The organism is Rasiella rasia, assembly GCF_011044175.1.
Taxonomy (GTDB): domain Bacteria; phylum Bacteroidota; class Bacteroidia; order Flavobacteriales; family Flavobacteriaceae; genus Marinirhabdus; species Marinirhabdus rasia.
Window position 1 is genome coordinate 1,059,749 of the sequence record NZ_CP049057.1, and the last position, 17,880, is coordinate 1,077,628.

Sequence of the window (17,880 nt, forward strand, 5' to 3'; positions counted from 1 at the left end):
ATGAAAAAAATTATACTATCGGCCGTAGCATTGGCCACAACATTATTCGGTACTGCTCAAGAAACAGTAAATATCTCTATGAGCGAAGGATACTCAGATCAAGTATATTTTAAACTTGAAGATCAATCTATAAATACATTTGAAGCCTCTAGCTGGGATATTGCTTTTTTACGAATTGATCCTCAAAATATTGGTATTCGAGTTAACGACGGAGCAGGCATACAGGTTTTTGAAGCTGCTAATGACCCAGCAGAATTTGACAATATAGCTATTGCAAATGAAGGTGATTGGACACCTCTATACAATGACGATACTAATTGGGACAACGGAGCCTTTATGCAAGGTTCTGCTACGTTTGGATGGGGAGAATACAACCCAGCAACACATCATGTAGAGGGAACTATAGTTTTTGTTCTTAAATACGCAGATGGCACTTACGTGAAGTTTATTAACGAAGATTATTTTGGAGCCTATACTTTTAAATATGCTACTTGGAATGGTACTGATTGGGTAGGTGAAACAACCAAAGTTGTTGAAAACGCAAGCAACCCAGACAATAGATATAACTACTATTCATTCACAAATAATGAAGAGGTTATTGCAGAGCCAGCATTAGACAATTGGGATTTTGTATTTACTAAATATACTACGTACCTAGATCCCCCTGCAGCGTATTATAATGTAACTGGTGTGTTACACAATCCGAATGTAACGGTTGCTGAAAATGAAGAAACTTCAGGAGCTGGAGATCCAGATGACCAAGTGTATCTTGAAGAAATCAATACTATTGGGTACGACTGGAAAGCATTTAATGGCACCGGATACGACGTAAATAGTGACATGGCGTATTATGTTAAAACTACTTCAAACACAGTTTACAGAATGGTTTTTACTGAATTTAATGGTACTGCAACAGGGGACATAGCATTCGATTTTGAAGATGTTTCTGAGCAATTAGGTTTCGAAACTATTTCTGAAGGCATCTCTTTTGGTATGTATCCAAATCCATCAACAAACGGCGAAGTAACCTTAGTATATGATATTTCAACAGGAAATTCAGAAAAGAATACTGTTGAAATTTATGCGATGAATGGAACGCGTGTTTTCTCTGAAGAAGTAACAAGTCAAGATGGTTTCTACAACAAAACAATAAATGTTTCTTCACTTCGAAGTGGCGTGTATGTTGTAAACTTCATTTCAGGAGGCAGCAGTATTTCTAAAAAGTTAATTATAAAATAACAGACTAATGAAAAAATTATTTCTATCGGTAGTTGTATTGGGACTTGCTATTTCAGCATCGGCCCAAAACAAACAAAAGCAAGATGCAGAAGCCATAAAAAAAATGTGTGGATGTTATGAAGTTACCTTCAATTTTGCTGAAACTTTCAATTACAGTACTGATTCCTTATACAAGCCTTCTAAAACGAAAGTTGACAAAGGTTTAGAATGGGCACAGCTTGTAACAGATGAAGATGATAAAATTCAAATCCAACACATCTTGCAAGTTGGAAATCCTGCCAAACCAATGATTATTAAGCATTGGCGCCAAGATTGGTTATTTGAAAATACAGATTTGTATACCTATAATGCAGATAATAAGTGGACCTATGTTAAGAAGTCAAAGAACGATGTAAAAGGACAATGGACACAAAAAGTATATCAGGTAGATGACAGTCCGCGTTATGAAGGTACATCTTCTTGGGTACACGTAGACGGTAAAAGTTATTGGGAAAATACAACCCCTGCTCCACTCCCAAGACGTGAGTACACAAAACGGAGTGACTATAATCTCACCATGCGTGGCAACCGACAAGAAATTACAGATTTTGGATGGGTACACGACCAAGACAATTCAAAAATTGTACGTGAGTCTGGAAAAGAAGATGTTATCCTTGCCAAGGAAAAAGGCTATAACACCTACGTAAAAGTAGACGACAGTAGATGTGCTGCTTCAATGAAATGGTGGAAAGACAACGAAGAAAAATGGGCATTTGTACGCACTAAATGGGACGAAGTTTACGGGCGTAACAAAGACCTTGTATTAGAAGAAAAAGTAGATAACAAAGTACTATACAAATATCTTTTTGATGAAGAATACACGCAAAAAGACGAGGTGAATACCGTTATTGAATCTTTCGTGAAAAAATAAAACGATGAAAATATCAAAAATAGTTGCAGCTGTAATTGTGCTGTTAAGTGTTAATGTTGCAGGAACCGCTCAAGAAGAAAATATTCTTCTTGAGCGATCCTTTTGGAAAGGAAATCCGAATTTACAAACAGTACAACAGAAAATTTCCGAAGGAGCAAACGCCACAGCACTCAATGCTAACGCCTTTGATGCGGTAGTTTATGCATTATTAGAGAAAGCTGAAGACGATGTCGTCAAGCATCTCTTGTCGCTACCCGGAAACCCTGTAAATAAAAAAACACACGATAGCCGAATTTATTTACACTGGGCGGCTTATGCTGGACAAACAAACGTAGTAAAGCACCTATTAGAACAAGGTTCGTCTGTAACAGCATTAGATAGCCATGGGTATACACCACTCGCCTTTGCTGCCAATGCAGGACAAAAAGATAGCGCTATCTACGAAGCATTTGAGAAATACGGTGTAAACCTTACAGAAGAGAAAACAGAACAAGGTGCTAACCTAATGCTGTTAGTAGCTCCTGCACTATCTAACAAAGAGGAGCTAAACTATTTTATTAATAAAGGTTTCGATGTATCGAGTACAGATAATGACGGTAATGGTATTTTTAACTATGCAGTTAAAAAAGGAAATATTGATTTTCTAAAACTACTTGTAGCAGAAGGGGTTGATTACAAAACGGTGAATAAACAAAACGGAAATGCATTTCTCTTTGCGACGCAAGGTGGTCGTGGGTATAGCAATCCGTTAGCCGTTTACGAGTATTTAAAAAGCTTGGGGTTAGAGCCCAATGTTGTTACAAAGCAAGGATACACACCTTTACATAGGTTAGCATTTGGTACTACAGACACTGCTATTTTTAACTTTTTTATCAATGCTGGTGCCGATGTTAATCAGAAGGACGCAGATGGTGCAACACCTTTCCTGAATGCTGCTTCGCGTAATAAATTAGAAATAGTACAGTTACTGTCTAAGCATACCAAAAACTTCAACGAAGCGAACAATAACGGTCAAACTGCATTGATGCTCGCTGTACAAAGAAATACACCAAATGTGGTTTCCTTTCTTTTGAAAAAAGGTGGCAATGCGCAAGTAGAAGACGCTCAAGGCAACTCCATAGCTTCTTATTTGGTAACATCATTTAATGAAAAGAACTCCGCAGCTTTTGATACAAAGCTAGCGTTGCTACAGCAACAAGGGGTAAATTTAAGTAAGACACAGTCTGAAGGCAATAACCTATATCATTTAGCGGCCAAAATAAACAGCCTAGAATTATTTAAGCGCCTGGCAACCTTTAAAATTGATATTAATGCCAAAAACGATGAAGGTCTTACTCCATTACACCTAGCGGCTATGAAAGCCGACGATGACAAGGTAATGAAATACCTTATCTCTCAAGGCGCCGATGCTACTATTACAACAGATTTTGAGGAAACTGTTTATGATTTAGCAACAGAGAATGAGCAATTACAGAAAAAGAAAACATCTTTAAACTTTTTGAAATAATATGAAGAGCTTATATAAAATAATCCCAGCACTTATGGTTGCTGGATTCTTGTTAACCGCATTTACAACTACAAATTCGAAGGCTGTAAAATGTATGATACAGATGACTAACTACACTGGTGAGGGTGCGTATGTGGTAGTTTCTCTACTTAATCCGGAAGGTGAATATGAAGAAACTCTTTATGTGCAAGGAAAAGATAGCGAGTGGTATAGCGAAATTTCAGAATGGTGGAAATTTTACGGTAAACGCCGTCCAAATATCGATGCTATTTCTGGTGAAACCATTAGTGGTGGTGAACGTACCGTTACTATCTTAAAAATACCAGAAAATAAGATTGATAAGGGATATACGTTACGTTTTGAGACATCTGTAGAAGATCAAAACTATTACACAGACGACTTACAGTTTCCGCTTACTACTGAAAATTTAAAAAGCAAAAAAGAAGGAAAAGGCTGGATACGATATGTTCGGTTACTTGCTAATTAATCTAGGAACATGACTATTTCTATCTGGCGATATAGTCATCTACTATTGGCTATCGTAGCCTCTTTATTTTTAATTGTTGCCTCCCTAACGGGAGTTATTTTGGCTATAGAGCCTATCTCTAATCAGGCAAAGGGGCACGATGTGGTACAGCTTGATGAAGTGTCTTTAGCTACTACAGTTACGGCCCTTACCAATAATTTTGATGAAGTATTCTCACTAGAAGTTACCCCCGCTAATTTTGTTAAAGCGTCGGTGTTGACAAAAGATTTTGAGACTAAAGACCTGTACATTAATGCGAGTACTGGTGAAACTTTAGCCGAGGTTGCCGAGAGACCTTCTATTTATAGTTTTGCCACCAACTTGCACCGCTCTCTTTTTTTAAAGAGCATTGGGAGGTTTTTTGTTGGGTTAGTTTCACTATTGCTAGTTCTCATTACATGTTCAGGAATTGTTCTGTTAGTAAAAAGACAAGGTGGAATTAAACGCTTTTTCTCAAAGGTTCAGAAAGATTATTTCGAAATGCGCTTTCATGTGGTTTTAAGTCGGTGGTTGTTTATCCCAATTATCATTGTGGCTGCGACGGGTGTTTTTCTTTCTGCTGAAAAGTTTAATTTGTTGCCAGATACCGCACTTCAGTTTGAAGAACAGCCAAAAAATAGTGCGGCCATAGCGTATGCAACGCACACAGAAATTCCACTCTTTCAAAAAACGAAACTTTCCGAAGTACGTTCTGTAACATTTCCTTTTTCTAAAGAACCCGAAGAGTACTTCCAAATTGCTCTCAAAGACAAAGAAATTAAGGTGCATCAACACACGGGAGCTATTATTAGTAGTGCCTCTTACCCTTTTGTGGTGCTCACCTCGAGATTAAGTTTTGCCTTGCACACTGGGGAAGGCAGCATCTTGTGGTCCATTATTTTATGTATTGCTAGCGCCTCTATATTATTTTTTATGTATTCGGGCTTTGTTATGACTTTAAAGCGCATTAGAAAAACAAAACCGAGTACTACCATGACAGATAAAGATGCATGCGAATATATTATTCTAGTTGGTTCAGAAACAGGAACGACCTACGGCTTTGCTCAGCAATTCTGCGATGCATTAACTCTAGCTGGTAAATCGGTTTTTATTACAGAGCTTAATTCGTATACTGTTTTTAAAAATGCCACACACATATTCGTGTTTACTGCTACCTATGGTGAAGGAGAGGCAACAACCAATGCGCGAAAATTTGAGTCAATTTTTCCTACCATTCAACAACCAAACCCTATTAAATATACAGTGGTTGGTTTTGGCTCTTTAGAATACCCAGACTATTGTCAGTTTGCAATTAAAGTTGATGGTCTCTTGCAAGGTCAAGAAGGATTTTCACCACTCTTACCCCTCTATAAAATTAATAATGCCAGTGAAGTTGCATTTAGAGATTGGGTAAAAAACTGGAGTATTGCAACTACCACACCTGTACAGCTAAAAGTTTCAGAATCGAAAAAGAAAAGGCTTTCATTTAAAGATTTTGAGGTCATTGAACGAACCTCAACCAATCTAGACGAAACCTTTTTACTTAAACTAAAACCGCTTAAAAGAACAACGTTCTCTTCTGGAGATTTACTTGCTATCCTTCCTGAAAATAGTGAAGCGGCACGACAGTATTCTATTGCAAAAGTAGACAAGGCAGTATTGCTGAGTATTAAAAAACATGAAAAGGGGCAGGTATCGCCCTATTTGTACAGTCTAGAAAAAGGAGAATTGCTTCGAGCAGCGATAACTGTAAATCGCCGATTTCATCTTAGAAAAAAAACACCCGCTATATTAATTGGTAATGGCACTGGAATTGCCCCTTTTTTAGGAATGATTCAAGAAAACAGAACAAGCGAAATCAATTTATTTTGGGGCGGACGTACAATGGCCTCTTCAAATATATATTCTTCAATTATTTCGAAGGAACTTTCAGCAAATAAGAACTTAAAAGTTCATGCTTGTTATTCGCGTGAAGGAAAAAAGCAATATGTTCAAGACCTTATTGCGGTGAATAAAGAATTGTTATTAGCCACTATAGAAAAGCAAGGAGTGTTAATGATTTGCGGCTCTTTAGCCATGCAAAATGATGTATTAAACACTTTAGATGTGTTACTAAAATCGTCTAAATATAGCTTAGACGAGTTACAACATAGAGAACAACTATTTATGGATTGCTACTAGTAAAATCTTAATCGGTATGAGAAACTTCAAGTTTTTCTCTATACTTAAGTCTTGTTAAGCCTGCCCATTGTAATAGCAATTCAGTATCCTCTGGAGAAAGATTTCCGTGAAGCCATGTATACGAATCTAACGGCATCTCACCTTCTTCAACCATTTCGATTAGCTCTTCTAACTTATGGTCTTTTTTCTTAGCAGAATACGTATTCCATTCTGAAACGTTAAAATGCCCTTTACCGTGCTCAATATGCTCATCTAACCACAACGAAAACGGCGCAATTTCAGAATACCAAGGGTATTGTGTTTGGTTACTATGACAATCGTAACAGTTTGATTTTAAAATTTCTGCAACGGCCAAACTTGGTTTTGTTTCATTTTCAAAGGGGATTACACTTTCATAACCTCCGTTATTTTTTTCGGGACGAATAAACTGAATAATCACCAATGCAATTAGGGCCAGTACTAAAATGATTTTGATTATTTTTTTCATACCTATTTCTTTAAAGATTTTAAATATAAGATTACCGCTTTTCTAATGTCATAAGCTACTTCGCTTTCGGTGGGTTCATGAATTTCAACTATTCCTTCGTTCTCTGGAGTTAAAAAAGGAATATCGAAGCCTTTTAATAAGAAGTCACTCGTCGCAACCGTATAGGTATTTGTGTCTTCAATAGGATTTCCTTTAAACAGCCACGGACCATTGTCTGTTGCCTTTGTAACATACATTCTATGTAAATAAGCTCCGGTTCCGGCTTGAGATTGGCCATAATCTAACACTTTTTTAAGTAGAGAACCTTTCAACTTTACCTTTACAACACTACCGCCAAAGGGTAATACTCTAAAGATATCTACACTTGTTACATCGTTGTTCAACATATCATCGAGACGAAACGAACCTCCATTCACAAAAACTAAGTCTATTTCATCTGGATATGCGGCCGCCATTCCTTTAGTCACAATCTGCCCTAAGTTGGTTTGGGTGCTTCGATTTGCCTTATCGGTACCATCTAAGGGCACATTAGCACTATAAATAACCTCACTCGGGTTAGCAATAACCTCTCTAATCTTTTCATCTAAAATAGCGCTCCATTTATCTACAACCTTTGCCACGCTAGGGCTGGATGCAACCATATCTGTAATTGGCATGAGGTGAGAGTCTATCACAAGCTTTTTAGTCTTAAGATTGTACACAAATTTGTGGATATATGCAGTTTTAGCATTTGCATCTGCTTTTGCTATTATTGCATTATCTACAGGTACTAACATTGCATCGTGCTCATGTCCCCCCATTATAAATTGTAACTCAGGAAGTGATTTAGCCAAGGCAATATCCTGTAATACGTCTACGTGGGTTAGACCAAAGATAAGGTCAGATTTTTTGGCCTTAAGCGTCACAAATGCTGTTTTAGCCTCTAATAGGTAATCACTGTAGTATACATAATCCTGAGGGTTAGAGTCTAGCGTAACGCTTAAAATCCCTACAGAAGCCGCAACCGTATCTGCTCGCTTTATCTGAAATTGGAACACTTCAGGCACTCTAGTAGTATCGGCACCTTTTATTATCTGAAAGCTGCGAGGCCCTTCTTCTGTGTTTTGAAATACATTAGCAGACGTCCATGCAAATTCAGATTCATTTAAGCGTTTTTGAAGATCTTCTTCGCTAAGGTCAAATTCATGGTTTCCGAAGGTAGCAAGATCAAACTTCATAGCGTTCATGACTTCAATCATATGCCTACCGCGAACCCTTTCACCATTCACCTTTACCGTACCTAACAACGACGGATTTAAAAAATCGCCTGCCATCACAAGAAAGGTGTTGGCATTTTCATTTCGCAACGAGTCTACTACATTCGCCACACGTGCTAGTCCGCCAAATTTACCTCCGCTTAAAGGTGCAATTTCATACACATCGTTTAACTGTACGATGGTAAATTCAACCTCATCTGCGTTTGTAGCTGCGACTTCCTTTGTTGTTTTACAACCGCTAAACACCAACATGGTTAAAAGCAGTCCTACAACAAACAAGGTCTGTTTACTCTTCTTAAAAGAATTTTTCTTGGTTGTATGTGCAATATTTTCTTCCAAATTAATGGTACGTTGTAAAAATTTTGGTTGCTTCATTGTGTGCACTTTCAAAAGACATTGTGTTTATATTCGTTGTTACCTTTTCTGCAGTAAAAAAGCTAAGCATCTTTTCTGTAGGCATATTACCTGTTAGTTCATCTTTGGCCATAGGGCATCCACCAAAACCTTGAATAGCGCCGTCAAACCTCCTGCAGCCCGCTTCATATGCTGCCTGAATCTTTTCATGCCATGCCGTTGGCGTTGTATGTAAATGTGCTCCAAATTCAATAGATGGATATTTCAGAATAAGTTCAGAGAATAAGTACGTTATAATATCGGGTGTAGAAGTTCCTACGGTATCGCTTAACGATAATATAGAAACGCCCATATTTGCAAGACGCTCTGCCCATTCACCAACAATTTCAACATTCCAAGGATCGCCATACGGGTTTCCAAAACCCATAGACAAGTACGTAACTACTTCTTTATTTGCAGCATTGGCTAGTTCTAAAATTTCTTTTAACACCTCTATAGACTGGGCGATTGTTTTATGCGTATTACGCATTTGAAAATTCTCTGAAATAGAGAAAGGATATCCCAAATATTGAATTTCGGGATGTGTCACAGCAGCCTCTGCTCCTCTTACGTTTGCAACAATTGCTAGCAATTTACTAGTGGTTGTAGACAAGTCTAATTGTGCAAGCACCTCAGCGGTATCCTGCATTTGCGGAATAGCCTTTGGAGACACAAAGCTCCCAAAATCTATGGTGTCAAATCCGCATCGCAATAACGACTGTATATACTGAACTTTTTTCTCGGTAGGAATCCAGTCTTTAATACCTTGCATGGCGTCTCTAGGACATTCTATAATTTTCACTTCTCCCATTACTTTCAAAGATACTATTTGATGTACGATTTACGAAGTGCGGCATGTAAATTTTACGAGTGCCATAAACCGTACTAACCGACTAAGTTTCTAATCTGAAAATTTACGGAATTAAGATATACACAGCAATTCCAACAAAAACTAAAATTTGCATCCATTTTAGAACAAGCCCTACTCTACTATTGGCTTTTAAATAGTTTGAAATAAACCCTGCTAACAAAGCAATGCTACTAAAAACTATAAATGAGACAACCATAAAGACCCCTCCTAAAACAAAGAACTGCAGAATTGTATTAGACTCGGGGTTCCATAGAAACGCTGGGAAAAAAGCGATAAAAAATAACATCACTTTCGGGTTCACTAAATTCATAATGACTCCAATCTTAAAATAAGCCCAAGCCGATTTTTTTTGTGTGGTATTCTCTGTAAATGAAATTGTTGCTGGAGCTCTAAACACCTTGTAAGCTAAGTATAGTAAGTACGCCGCGCCAACACATTTAATTCCGTAAAACACAAATTCTGAAGCTGTAATAAGCGCAGAAATTCCGAAGGCCAATAATGCGGTATGTACAATGCAACCGCTTATGAGTCCTGCAGTGGTTGCGATACCACTTTTACTTCCGTGTGCTAACGACTGTGTGAGTACATAAATATTATCAGGCCCTGGCGAGAGTGCCAAGACAATGGTAGCGAGAGAAAAAGATAGTAATACCTCTATCATTGGCTCTTATCCTGAAAGAATTGCTTTATTGATTCTTTTAATGAGGGCAGGACCTTCATAAATAAAGCCGGTGTACAATTGTACCAAACTAGCTCCTGCTTCAATTTTTTCTAGTGCGTCTTTTGCAGAATGAATACCTCCCACTCCAATAATAGGAAATGCTCGATTGCTATGTTCTGCTAAAAATCGAACAACTTCTGTAGCTCTCTTAGTTAGTGGCTTTCCGCTTAAACCGCCCATTTCTTTTTGATTAGCAGCTGTTAAACCGTCTCGAGCAATTGTGGTGTTTGTTGCTATAACGCCATCTATTTTTGTATCTGCAACAATGTCTATAATATCTAGTAACTGTTCATTAGACAAGTCGGGAGCAATTTTCAATAAAATTGGTTTACGTCCCTCTTTGGTGCTATTCTTATCTTGTAAAGTGTTTAAAAGTTCTGTGAGTGGCTTCTTATCTTGTAATTCTCGCAAATTGGGAGTATTAGGCGAGCTTACATTCACAACAAAATAATCTACATAGTCAAACAAGGCTTCAAAGCAAATCACATAATCGTTAACCGCCTCATTATTGGGTGTGATTTTGTTTTTACCAATGTTACCACCTACCAAAACATGTCCGCGTTCTCCGGGCTTCGGGTTTTGCTTTAATCGTTCTACTGCTGCTTCTACTCCCCCGTTGTTAAAACCCATTCTATTTACAATGGCGCTATCTTCTTTAAGTCGAAACAGGCGTTTTTTTGGGTTTCCGTCTTGAGGTTTGGGTGTAACTGTTCCAATTTCAATAAAGCCAAATCCGAAATTAGATAATTCTTTGTATAACTTAGCATCTTTGTCGAATCCAGCTGCCAAGCCTACGGGGTTAGAAAATTTCAACCCAAACAACTCACGCTCTAAGCGTTTATCTTCCTTTTTATAAATGCTGCGGAAAATTCCTCCGAAACCAATCTTGTGAAAAAATCGCACCATCTTAAAGGTGAAATGATGTACATTTTCAGGATCTGAAGTAAATAGCAACGGACGAAGAATTGTTTTGTACATAGTTGAAATTTGTTCTGCAAAAATAGTACTAAAACGGCTAAAAATGTTGGCGTTATTCCGTTAATTTGTATAGTAATTTAATACACCATGATAGACAAACAACACCTCATCAACAGATTTATAAGCTACGTTACAGTAGATACCGAAAGCGATCCAGAAAGCAACACTACACCAAGTACAGAGAAACAATGGAACCTAGCCAATGCTCTTGTGGCCGAGTTAAAGCAAATTGGGTTACAGGATGTTACCATAGATGAAAATGCCTATATCATGGCGACGTTACCATCTAACATTGAAGGAGACGCACCTGTAATTGGGTTTATTTCTCATTTCGATACCACACCAGATTTTACAGGAGCAAATGTAAATCCGCAAATCATTGAAAACTACGATGGTGGTACAATTGTGTTAAATGAAGAACAAAACATTCTGCTATCTCCTAAAGATTTTGACGATTTGCTATTATATAAAGGGCAAACACTCATCACCACAGATGGGACAACACTTTTAGGGGCGGATGATAAAGCTGGTATTGCTGAAATTATCTCGGCAATGGAATATCTTGTGCAACACCCAGAAATAAAACATGGAAAAATTAGGGTTGGTTTTACACCCGATGAAGAGATTGGAAGAGGAGCTCATAAATTTGATGTGCAAGCCTTTGGCGCCGATTGGGCGTACACCATGGACGGTAGTCAAATTGGAGAGTTAGAATACGAAAATTTTAATGCTGCAGGCGCTGTAGTTAAGGTTAAAGGTAAAATTGTACATCCTGGTTATGCCAAAGGGAAAATGGTGAACAGCATGTACATTGCAACAGACTTTATTAATTCGTTACCTCGAATGGAGACACCAGAGCACACTGAAGACAGACAGGGTTTCTTTCACCTGTACAGTGTGAATGGTGAAGTGGATGGCACGTCGCTTCAATATATTATTCGCGATCATGATAAAGAGCATTTTGAAGCCCGTAAGGCGATGATGACACAATTAGCAGACGAATTAAATGCGCAATACGGTGAAGAGCGCGTAACAGTTGAAATAAAAGACCAATACTATAATATGCGCGAAAAAATTGAACCTGTAATGCACATAGTTGAAATTGCTGAGAAAGCCATGCAACAAGCCAATATTAAACCCTTAATTAAGCCAATAAGAGGTGGAACCGATGGTTCTCAGCTAAGCTTTATGGGCCTACCTTGCCCAAATATATTTGCTGGCGGGCATAATTTCCATGGGAGGTATGAGTATGTTCCTGTAGAAAGTATGCAAAAAGCGATTGAGGTTATTGTAAACATTGCGCAGATAGTAGCAACAAGAGATAAGAATTAAGTGGTATTGGCTTAGAAACTTGAGTAATAATCAAATAAAAACCTCGTAACTTTCTGTTACGAGGTCTTTTTTATATAGTATGTTATAGTCAGATTATTTTCTTTCTATAATAGCGCCTTTTTTATCTTCATTCTGTTTTTTACTAAGTTCCATAGATATGGAAGAACGCTCAAACTTCATTTTACCTGCACCAGTTTCAATGATACATGTTCCGTCGTCGTTAAGATCTAAGATCTTTCCGTGCATTCCACTCTTGGTAACGACTTTATCGCCACGTTTGAGGTCTGATGCAAACTGTTTTTCGTTTTTAGAACGCTTCATTTGCGGACGTATCATAAAAAGATAGACCACCAAAAACATTAGAATTAAGGGCGCAAAGCTCTGTAATGATTCCATAAAGTAAGTATGCTTCTATTATTTTCCGCTTAATGGAGATCCATTTGCAGTAGTAGCACCTTCTTTAGGATTTACGAAAGCTTTGATTTGCAATGTTTCTTTACCAGCCTGTGTATTTGCAGTAATCGTAACGGTTTTGCTTACTTGGTTTTTACCACTTCCGTTAAATTTAACTAGCAACTCACCTTTATCTCCAGGAGCAATAGGTCCTTCTGGCTTTTCTGGCACAGTACACCCACAGCTACTTTTAGCATCAACAATTACTAAAGGAGCTTCACCAGTGTTTGTAAATACAAAACGGTGCTCTACATTAGTACCTTGATCGATAGTTCCGAAATCGTGTACTGTCTTTTCAAATTTCATTACTGGATATTTTCCAGCATTTACATCACGGTCTGCAGCAGCAGCCACGTTTTCTTCTTTCACTTTCTCTGAAGCATCTTCTTTACAAGAAGTAAAAATGAATGCTGAAAGTACAGCTACAATTAGAAATGATTTTTTCATAGTCGTATTAATTTAAATTTATTTTTTAGAAAGGCTAAAAATAACCATTTTTTTGCATTTACTGCAAGCCCCTACCTATTTTATTTAGCGTCTTTTTTTCTGCATATTCTTTTACTAGCTTGTCTAAGATACCATTTACAAAAATACTGCTCTTAGGAGTGCTGTATTCTTTCGATATTTCTAGGTATTCATTAATAGAAACACGAACTGGAATCGAAGGAAAATACAGGAATTCTGCAATACCCATTTTCAAGATAATTAAATCAATATCTGCGATACGCTCTTTATCCCAATTTGGTGTTTTTCCATCGATTTGAGCTGCTAATTTTTCATCATTTAAAAGGACCTTTCTAAGTAACTGAACGGCATAATCTCTATCATCTTCATTTTTGTACAAGGACGGAATCATGGCGCTTTCATTTTCTGCGGAAATTTTCCCTAATACCTTTACAATCGCCGTATTTACAATAGGGAAATCGTCTACCCACGTTAAACGTTTATCTTCAACGTATTCGTACAACTTATCATTGGGTGCAATTACTTCTTTGTATATTTTGGCTAAGAATGCCTTGTCTTCTTTCAAACTATTTCCGTTGCCTGAAAGGTATTCTTCATACCAATCTTTTGAGGTAAGTTCGTTAAAAAGAATCGCGATATACTCATCGTCTTCTTTCCAGTAATTTAATTTTTTCTTTTTCAGAATGTCTTGCAGATAGGTATTTTCAGCAAGCAAAGAAACGGCTTGATTATCTACAAAACGCCGACTCGGATTTCTCTCTAGGGCTGTTGCTAAATGTTTTTGCTGCGATTTGAGTAAGAAAATTTCCGCATGATCACGCAATGCTACCATACTCTGTAGTAATAAGACATACAAATCATGCATTTGGTCTAAACTATACAAAAGAAACTTTTCTTGTTTCTCTAAATCTGCGTGTTCAGTATGGTTGAACGCGTAAATGGATTGTAATACTTTTACCCTAATGTGTCTTCTTGTGAGCATTGTTTTGTAAGAACTTTTGTGTATAAACTAACAGCGCACAAGGTGAATTCCTGTGCGCTGCAAAGATATGATATTATAAAACGGAAAAAACTATTTTTCGTTCTTTCTAGCGTCTATTTTCGCCTGAGCAATATCAAAGGCTGCCTGATGGGTTGTTACACCATTGGTTTCAGCATTATTTAAGATCTCTAGCGTTGTGTTATAAATATTCTCAGTCTTTCTAATAATTTCCTGCTTTCCGTAATTTTCTAATTCGGCATACACATTAATAATACCTCCAGCATTAATCAAGAAATCTGGTGCATACACAATACCTTTTTGTTTAAGTATTAAACCGTGCTTATTCTCGTCTGCCAATTGGTTATTGGCTGCACCAGCAATTACTTTTGCAGTTAATTGATTAATGGTTTCATCGTTTACCGTAGCGCCTAAGGCACATGGTGCATAGATGTCCATTTCTTCGGCGTAAATATTGTTACCACCATAAATTTCTACGCTATACTTATCGCGTACTTCTTCAAGTCGTTCTTGATTTATATCTGAAATATAAACCTTTGCACCTTCGTTAGACAAATGCTCAACTAACGATTCACCTACATTTCCAATTCCTTGAACATAGACCGTACGATCTTCTAACATATCATTTCCGAAGGCGTATTTAGCAGCAGCTTTCATCCCCATAAACACCCCATAGGCTGTAATGGGTGACGGATTTCCAGCACCACCCTTTTCTTCAGAAATACCTGTTACATAAGGTGTTACTGTGCGAACTAAATCCATATCGCCTGTCGTCATTCCAACATCTTCAGCTGTGATATAGCGACCGCTTAACGAATGTACAAATTCACCAAAACGCTTCATTAATTCTGGCGTTTTCTGTGTTTTGGCATCGCCTATAATAACAGCCTTTCCTCCACCAAGGTTTAATCCGGTGATAGCAGACTTAAAGGTCATACCGCGTGAAAGACGTAATACATCATTTAATGCGTCCCATTCACTATTATATTGCCACATACGGGTACCACCTAGCGCAGGTCCTAATACCGTATTATGAATTCCAATTATTGCCTTTAAACCTGTATCTTTGTCGTTGCAAAAAACTACCTGTTCGTGATCATCGAAAGAAAGTTGGCCAAAGACCGGGGCCATTTTTTTTAGGTCTTTTGTGTTAACTACATCAGTCACCATATTTATTAAAATTTTAAGACATCCTCAAAAAGGACGTGCAAAAGTAGTTTTAAATTCATAATCCCGCAAAGAGATTGTTGTTAAAATACGAATTTGTTAATAAGTTGAAAAACCCTAAATGAAAGAACTTCAATACATTAATCGATATTTTGTAAAATATCGAGGTAGATTATTAGTTGGCTTATTGGTTACAATTATCGCAGCTGTATTTAAATTGTTTGTACCCATTATTATTGGCGATACAGTAAACGTTGTTAGAGAGTATATTACGGGAGAAATAACAGATCTTGAATTTGTAAAATCTGAACTTGTCAAAAACATTTTACTAATTTTAGGCACAACACTTTTAGCTGCCATATTTACTTTTATTATGCGTCAGACTATCATTGTAGTCTCCAGGTATGTTGAATACGACCTAAAAGATGAAGTGTACCAGCATTACCAAAAACTTTCGTTAAGCTTCTATAAAAATAACCGCACTGGAGATTTAATGAGCCGCATTAGTGAAGACGTTGGTAAAGTACGTATGTATGTAGGACCTGCCATTATGTATAGCACTACAACAATTACGTTGTTTTTAGTGGTACTTCCTTATATGTTTTTTAAAGCCCCTATGCTAACCTTATATGTGGTTGCTCCATTGCCAATTCTCTCTGTTTGTGTGTATAGATTAAGTCTTGCAATTCATAAAAGGAGTACCGTAGTTCAGCAATATCTGTCTAAGCTAACCACCTTTACTCAGGAAAGTTTTAGTGGAATTTCGGTTATTAAAGCGTATGGTATAGAGCCTAGAATTAACTCAGAATTTGTTACACTCTCTGAAGGCAGTCGTGATAAAAACCTTCATTTAGTTAAAGTTCAGGCACTATTTTTTCCTTTAATGGTTTTGCTCATAGGTGCAAGTAACCTTTTGGTGGTTTACATTGGTGGTAAGCAATATATTGATGGGCTCATTGATTTTGGAACTATAGTTCAGTTCTTAATTTATGTGAACATGCTCACCTGGCCGGTGGCTATTGTAGGTTGGGTATCTTCTATGGTACAACAGGCGGAGGCTTCGCAAAAGCGTATCAACGAGTTTTTACAACAAGTTCCAGAAATTCAAAATACATCCTCAGAGGTGCAAACAGTACACGGTACAATTGAGTTTAAAAATCTTTCGTTTACCTATCAAGATACCAACATCACTGCACTAAAAAACATATCTTTTTCAGTAAAAGCGGGTGAAACCCTTGCCATAGTTGGAAATACTGGCAGCGGAAAATCTACTGTTCTAGAACTAATTGGCCGTCTTTACGATGTAGCACCTGGCAGTTTACTTATTGATAGTATTCCTATAGCAAATCGCAACTTAGACAACCTTCGTGATGCAATCGGGTATGTTCCTCAGGACGCTTTTTTATTTAGTGATAGCATAAAGAAGAATATTAGATTTGGTAAAGAAGAAGCTACAGATGAAGAAGTTGTGAAAGCTGCTAAAAATGCTGCAGTACATAAAAACATTATTGACTTTTCTAACGGGTATGATACCGTTCTTGGGGAAAGAGGTATTTCGTTAAGCGGCGGACAAAAGCAACGAGTTTCTATTGCTAGAGCCATTATAAAAGACCCAAAAATACTGTTGTTTGATGATTGCCTCTCTGCGGTAGATACTGAGACTGAAGAAGAAATCTTACAAAACCTTCAAAAGATCTCTCAAAACAAAACAACCATTATAGTGAGTCATCGTGTTTCTTCAGCAAAAAATGCAGACAAAATAATCGTCCTTGAAGAAGGGCAGATAATCCAGCAAGGAACTCATAATGAACTTATAAACCTTGAAGGCTATTATAAAGAATTGTACAATAAACAACTTTCTGAAAAAGAAATATAGCCCTACATTTGGCTTATATCTATTTTTTTTTGATTTTTGGCAGACGTTTAAAACAACAAGAAAATTATGAGTGATTCATATTCGATGGAGAAAGAAGAAATTTACAGTAAAGTAATGCGCGCTGGACGCCGAACCTATTTTTTCGATGTTCGATCTACCAAGGCGGGAGATTACTATCTAACTATTACAGAAAGTAAGAAATTTACAAATGACGATGGATCATTTCATTACAAAAAACATAAAATCTATCTGTACAAAGAAGACTTTTCAGAATTTAAAGATCATCTAAGTGAAATGATTGATTACATCATTAATGAGAAAGGTGAAGAAGTAATTAGCGAACGTCACCAAAGTGATTATAAAAAAGAAGACCATACTGAAGGTCCGCAAAGTGCCACCGAAGCAGGAACTGTTTTAGACGAGCCTGCGCCTTCTAATTTTACAGATATCGATTTTGACGATATTTAGTCTTTAAAAAACATTTATTGCAAACCGTCTCTACATTAGAGGCGGTTTTTTTATTTTTACAATATTAGGTT

Annotated in this window: 17 protein-coding genes; 8 read left to right on the plus strand and 9 right to left on the minus strand. The window is 37.2% G+C overall.

Annotated elements, in window-relative coordinates:
• The 5 genes from G5B37_RS04855 to G5B37_RS04875 are packed head-to-tail and all read left to right on the plus strand — an operon-like array spanning position 1 to position 6,342.
• Entirely contained in the window at positions 1-1,239 is a 1,239-nt protein-coding gene (locus G5B37_RS04855; RefSeq protein ID WP_164678944.1) for a T9SS type A sorting domain-containing protein, read from the plus strand.
• A gap of 7 nt (positions 1,240-1,246) precedes the next feature.
• A complete protein-coding gene (locus G5B37_RS04860) occupies positions 1,247-2,149 on the plus strand; it encodes a DUF6607 family protein (RefSeq protein WP_164678945.1) in 903 nt (300 codons plus the stop codon).
• Between the two features lie 4 nt (positions 2,150-2,153).
• A complete protein-coding gene (locus G5B37_RS04865) occupies positions 2,154-3,656 on the plus strand; it encodes an ankyrin repeat domain-containing protein (RefSeq protein ID WP_164678946.1) in 1,503 nt (500 codons plus the stop codon).
• Between the two features lies 1 nt (position 3,657).
• A complete protein-coding gene (locus tag G5B37_RS04870) occupies positions 3,658-4,143 on the plus strand; it encodes a DUF2271 domain-containing protein (RefSeq protein ID WP_164678947.1) in 486 nt (161 codons plus the stop codon).
• Positions 4,144-4,152: 9 nt separating this feature from the next.
• Positions 4,153-6,342: a PepSY domain-containing protein gene (locus G5B37_RS04875; protein WP_164678948.1), complete on the plus strand. Its 2,190-nt coding sequence runs from the start codon at positions 4,153-4,155 to the stop codon at positions 6,340-6,342.
• A gap of 7 nt (positions 6,343-6,349) precedes the next feature.
• On the opposite strand, the gene G5B37_RS04880 is transcribed toward G5B37_RS04875, so the two are convergent.
• The 5 genes from G5B37_RS04880 to G5B37_RS04900 form a co-directional block, all read right to left on the minus strand.
• Positions 6,350-6,829: a heme-binding domain-containing protein gene (locus G5B37_RS04880; protein WP_164678949.1), complete on the minus strand. Its 480-nt coding sequence runs from the start codon at positions 6,827-6,829 to the stop codon at positions 6,350-6,352.
• A gap of 2 nt (positions 6,830-6,831) precedes the next feature.
• Positions 6,832-8,460: a bifunctional metallophosphatase/5'-nucleotidase gene (locus G5B37_RS04885; protein ID WP_263649846.1), complete on the minus strand. Its 1,629-nt coding sequence runs from the start codon at positions 8,458-8,460 to the stop codon at positions 6,832-6,834.
• The gene (locus G5B37_RS04890) at positions 8,426-9,289 is read right to left on the minus strand and encodes a hydroxymethylglutaryl-CoA lyase (RefSeq protein ID WP_164678950.1); all 864 of its coding nucleotides are present in this window, start codon (positions 9,287-9,289) and stop codon (positions 8,426-8,428) included. The genes G5B37_RS04885 and G5B37_RS04890 overlap by 35 nt, the downstream gene beginning before the upstream one ends.
• A gap of 103 nt (positions 9,290-9,392) precedes the next feature.
• Positions 9,393-10,010 (minus strand): LysE family translocator, encoded by a 618-nt coding sequence (locus G5B37_RS04895; protein ID WP_164678951.1) that lies wholly within the window; start codon positions 10,008-10,010, stop codon positions 9,393-9,395.
• Between the two features lie 6 nt (positions 10,011-10,016).
• Positions 10,017-11,048 carry a quinone-dependent dihydroorotate dehydrogenase gene (locus G5B37_RS04900; protein WP_164678952.1) on the minus strand — a complete coding sequence of 344 codons (1,032 nt, stop codon included), beginning with the start codon at positions 11,046-11,048 and terminating at the stop codon, positions 10,017-10,019.
• A gap of 87 nt (positions 11,049-11,135) precedes the next feature.
• Here G5B37_RS04900 and pepT point away from each other — a divergent pair, with 87 nt between their 5' ends.
• Positions 11,136-12,380, plus strand: a complete 1,245-nt coding sequence (gene pepT, locus G5B37_RS04905) for a peptidase T (RefSeq protein WP_164678953.1) — start codon at positions 11,136-11,138, stop codon at positions 12,378-12,380.
• Between the two features lie 93 nt (positions 12,381-12,473).
• Here the strand turns inward: pepT and yajC are convergent, their stop codons facing one another.
• The 4 genes from yajC to G5B37_RS04925 all read right to left on the minus strand — a co-directional run bounded on the left by yajC (position 12,474) and on the right by G5B37_RS04925 (position 15,468).
• A complete protein-coding gene (yajC, locus tag G5B37_RS04910) occupies positions 12,474-12,776 on the minus strand; it encodes a preprotein translocase subunit YajC (RefSeq protein ID WP_164678954.1) in 303 nt (100 codons plus the stop codon).
• A gap of 18 nt (positions 12,777-12,794) precedes the next feature.
• Positions 12,795-13,280 carry a DUF1573 domain-containing protein gene (locus G5B37_RS04915; RefSeq protein ID WP_164678955.1) on the minus strand — a complete coding sequence of 162 codons (486 nt, stop codon included), beginning with the start codon at positions 13,278-13,280 and terminating at the stop codon, positions 12,795-12,797.
• 58 nt (positions 13,281-13,338) lie between these two features.
• The gene (gene nusB / locus G5B37_RS04920) at positions 13,339-14,280 is read right to left on the minus strand and encodes a transcription antitermination factor NusB (protein ID WP_164678956.1); all 942 of its coding nucleotides are present in this window, start codon (positions 14,278-14,280) and stop codon (positions 13,339-13,341) included.
• A gap of 90 nt (positions 14,281-14,370) precedes the next feature.
• The gene (locus tag G5B37_RS04925) at positions 14,371-15,468 is read right to left on the minus strand and encodes a Glu/Leu/Phe/Val family dehydrogenase (RefSeq protein WP_164678957.1); all 1,098 of its coding nucleotides are present in this window, start codon (positions 15,466-15,468) and stop codon (positions 14,371-14,373) included.
• 118 nt (positions 15,469-15,586) lie between these two features.
• Between G5B37_RS04925 and G5B37_RS04930 the strand changes: the two genes are divergently transcribed.
• Both G5B37_RS04930 and G5B37_RS04935 read left to right on the plus strand, forming a co-directional pair.
• A complete protein-coding gene (locus tag G5B37_RS04930; protein ID WP_164678958.1) occupies positions 15,587-17,341 on the plus strand; it encodes an ABC transporter ATP-binding protein in 1,755 nt (584 codons plus the stop codon).
• A gap of 66 nt (positions 17,342-17,407) precedes the next feature.
• On the plus strand, positions 17,408-17,809 hold the full coding sequence (locus G5B37_RS04935) for a PUR family DNA/RNA-binding protein (protein WP_164678959.1): 402 nt from the start codon (positions 17,408-17,410) through the stop codon (positions 17,807-17,809).
• Positions 17,810-17,880 lie beyond the last annotated feature (71 nt).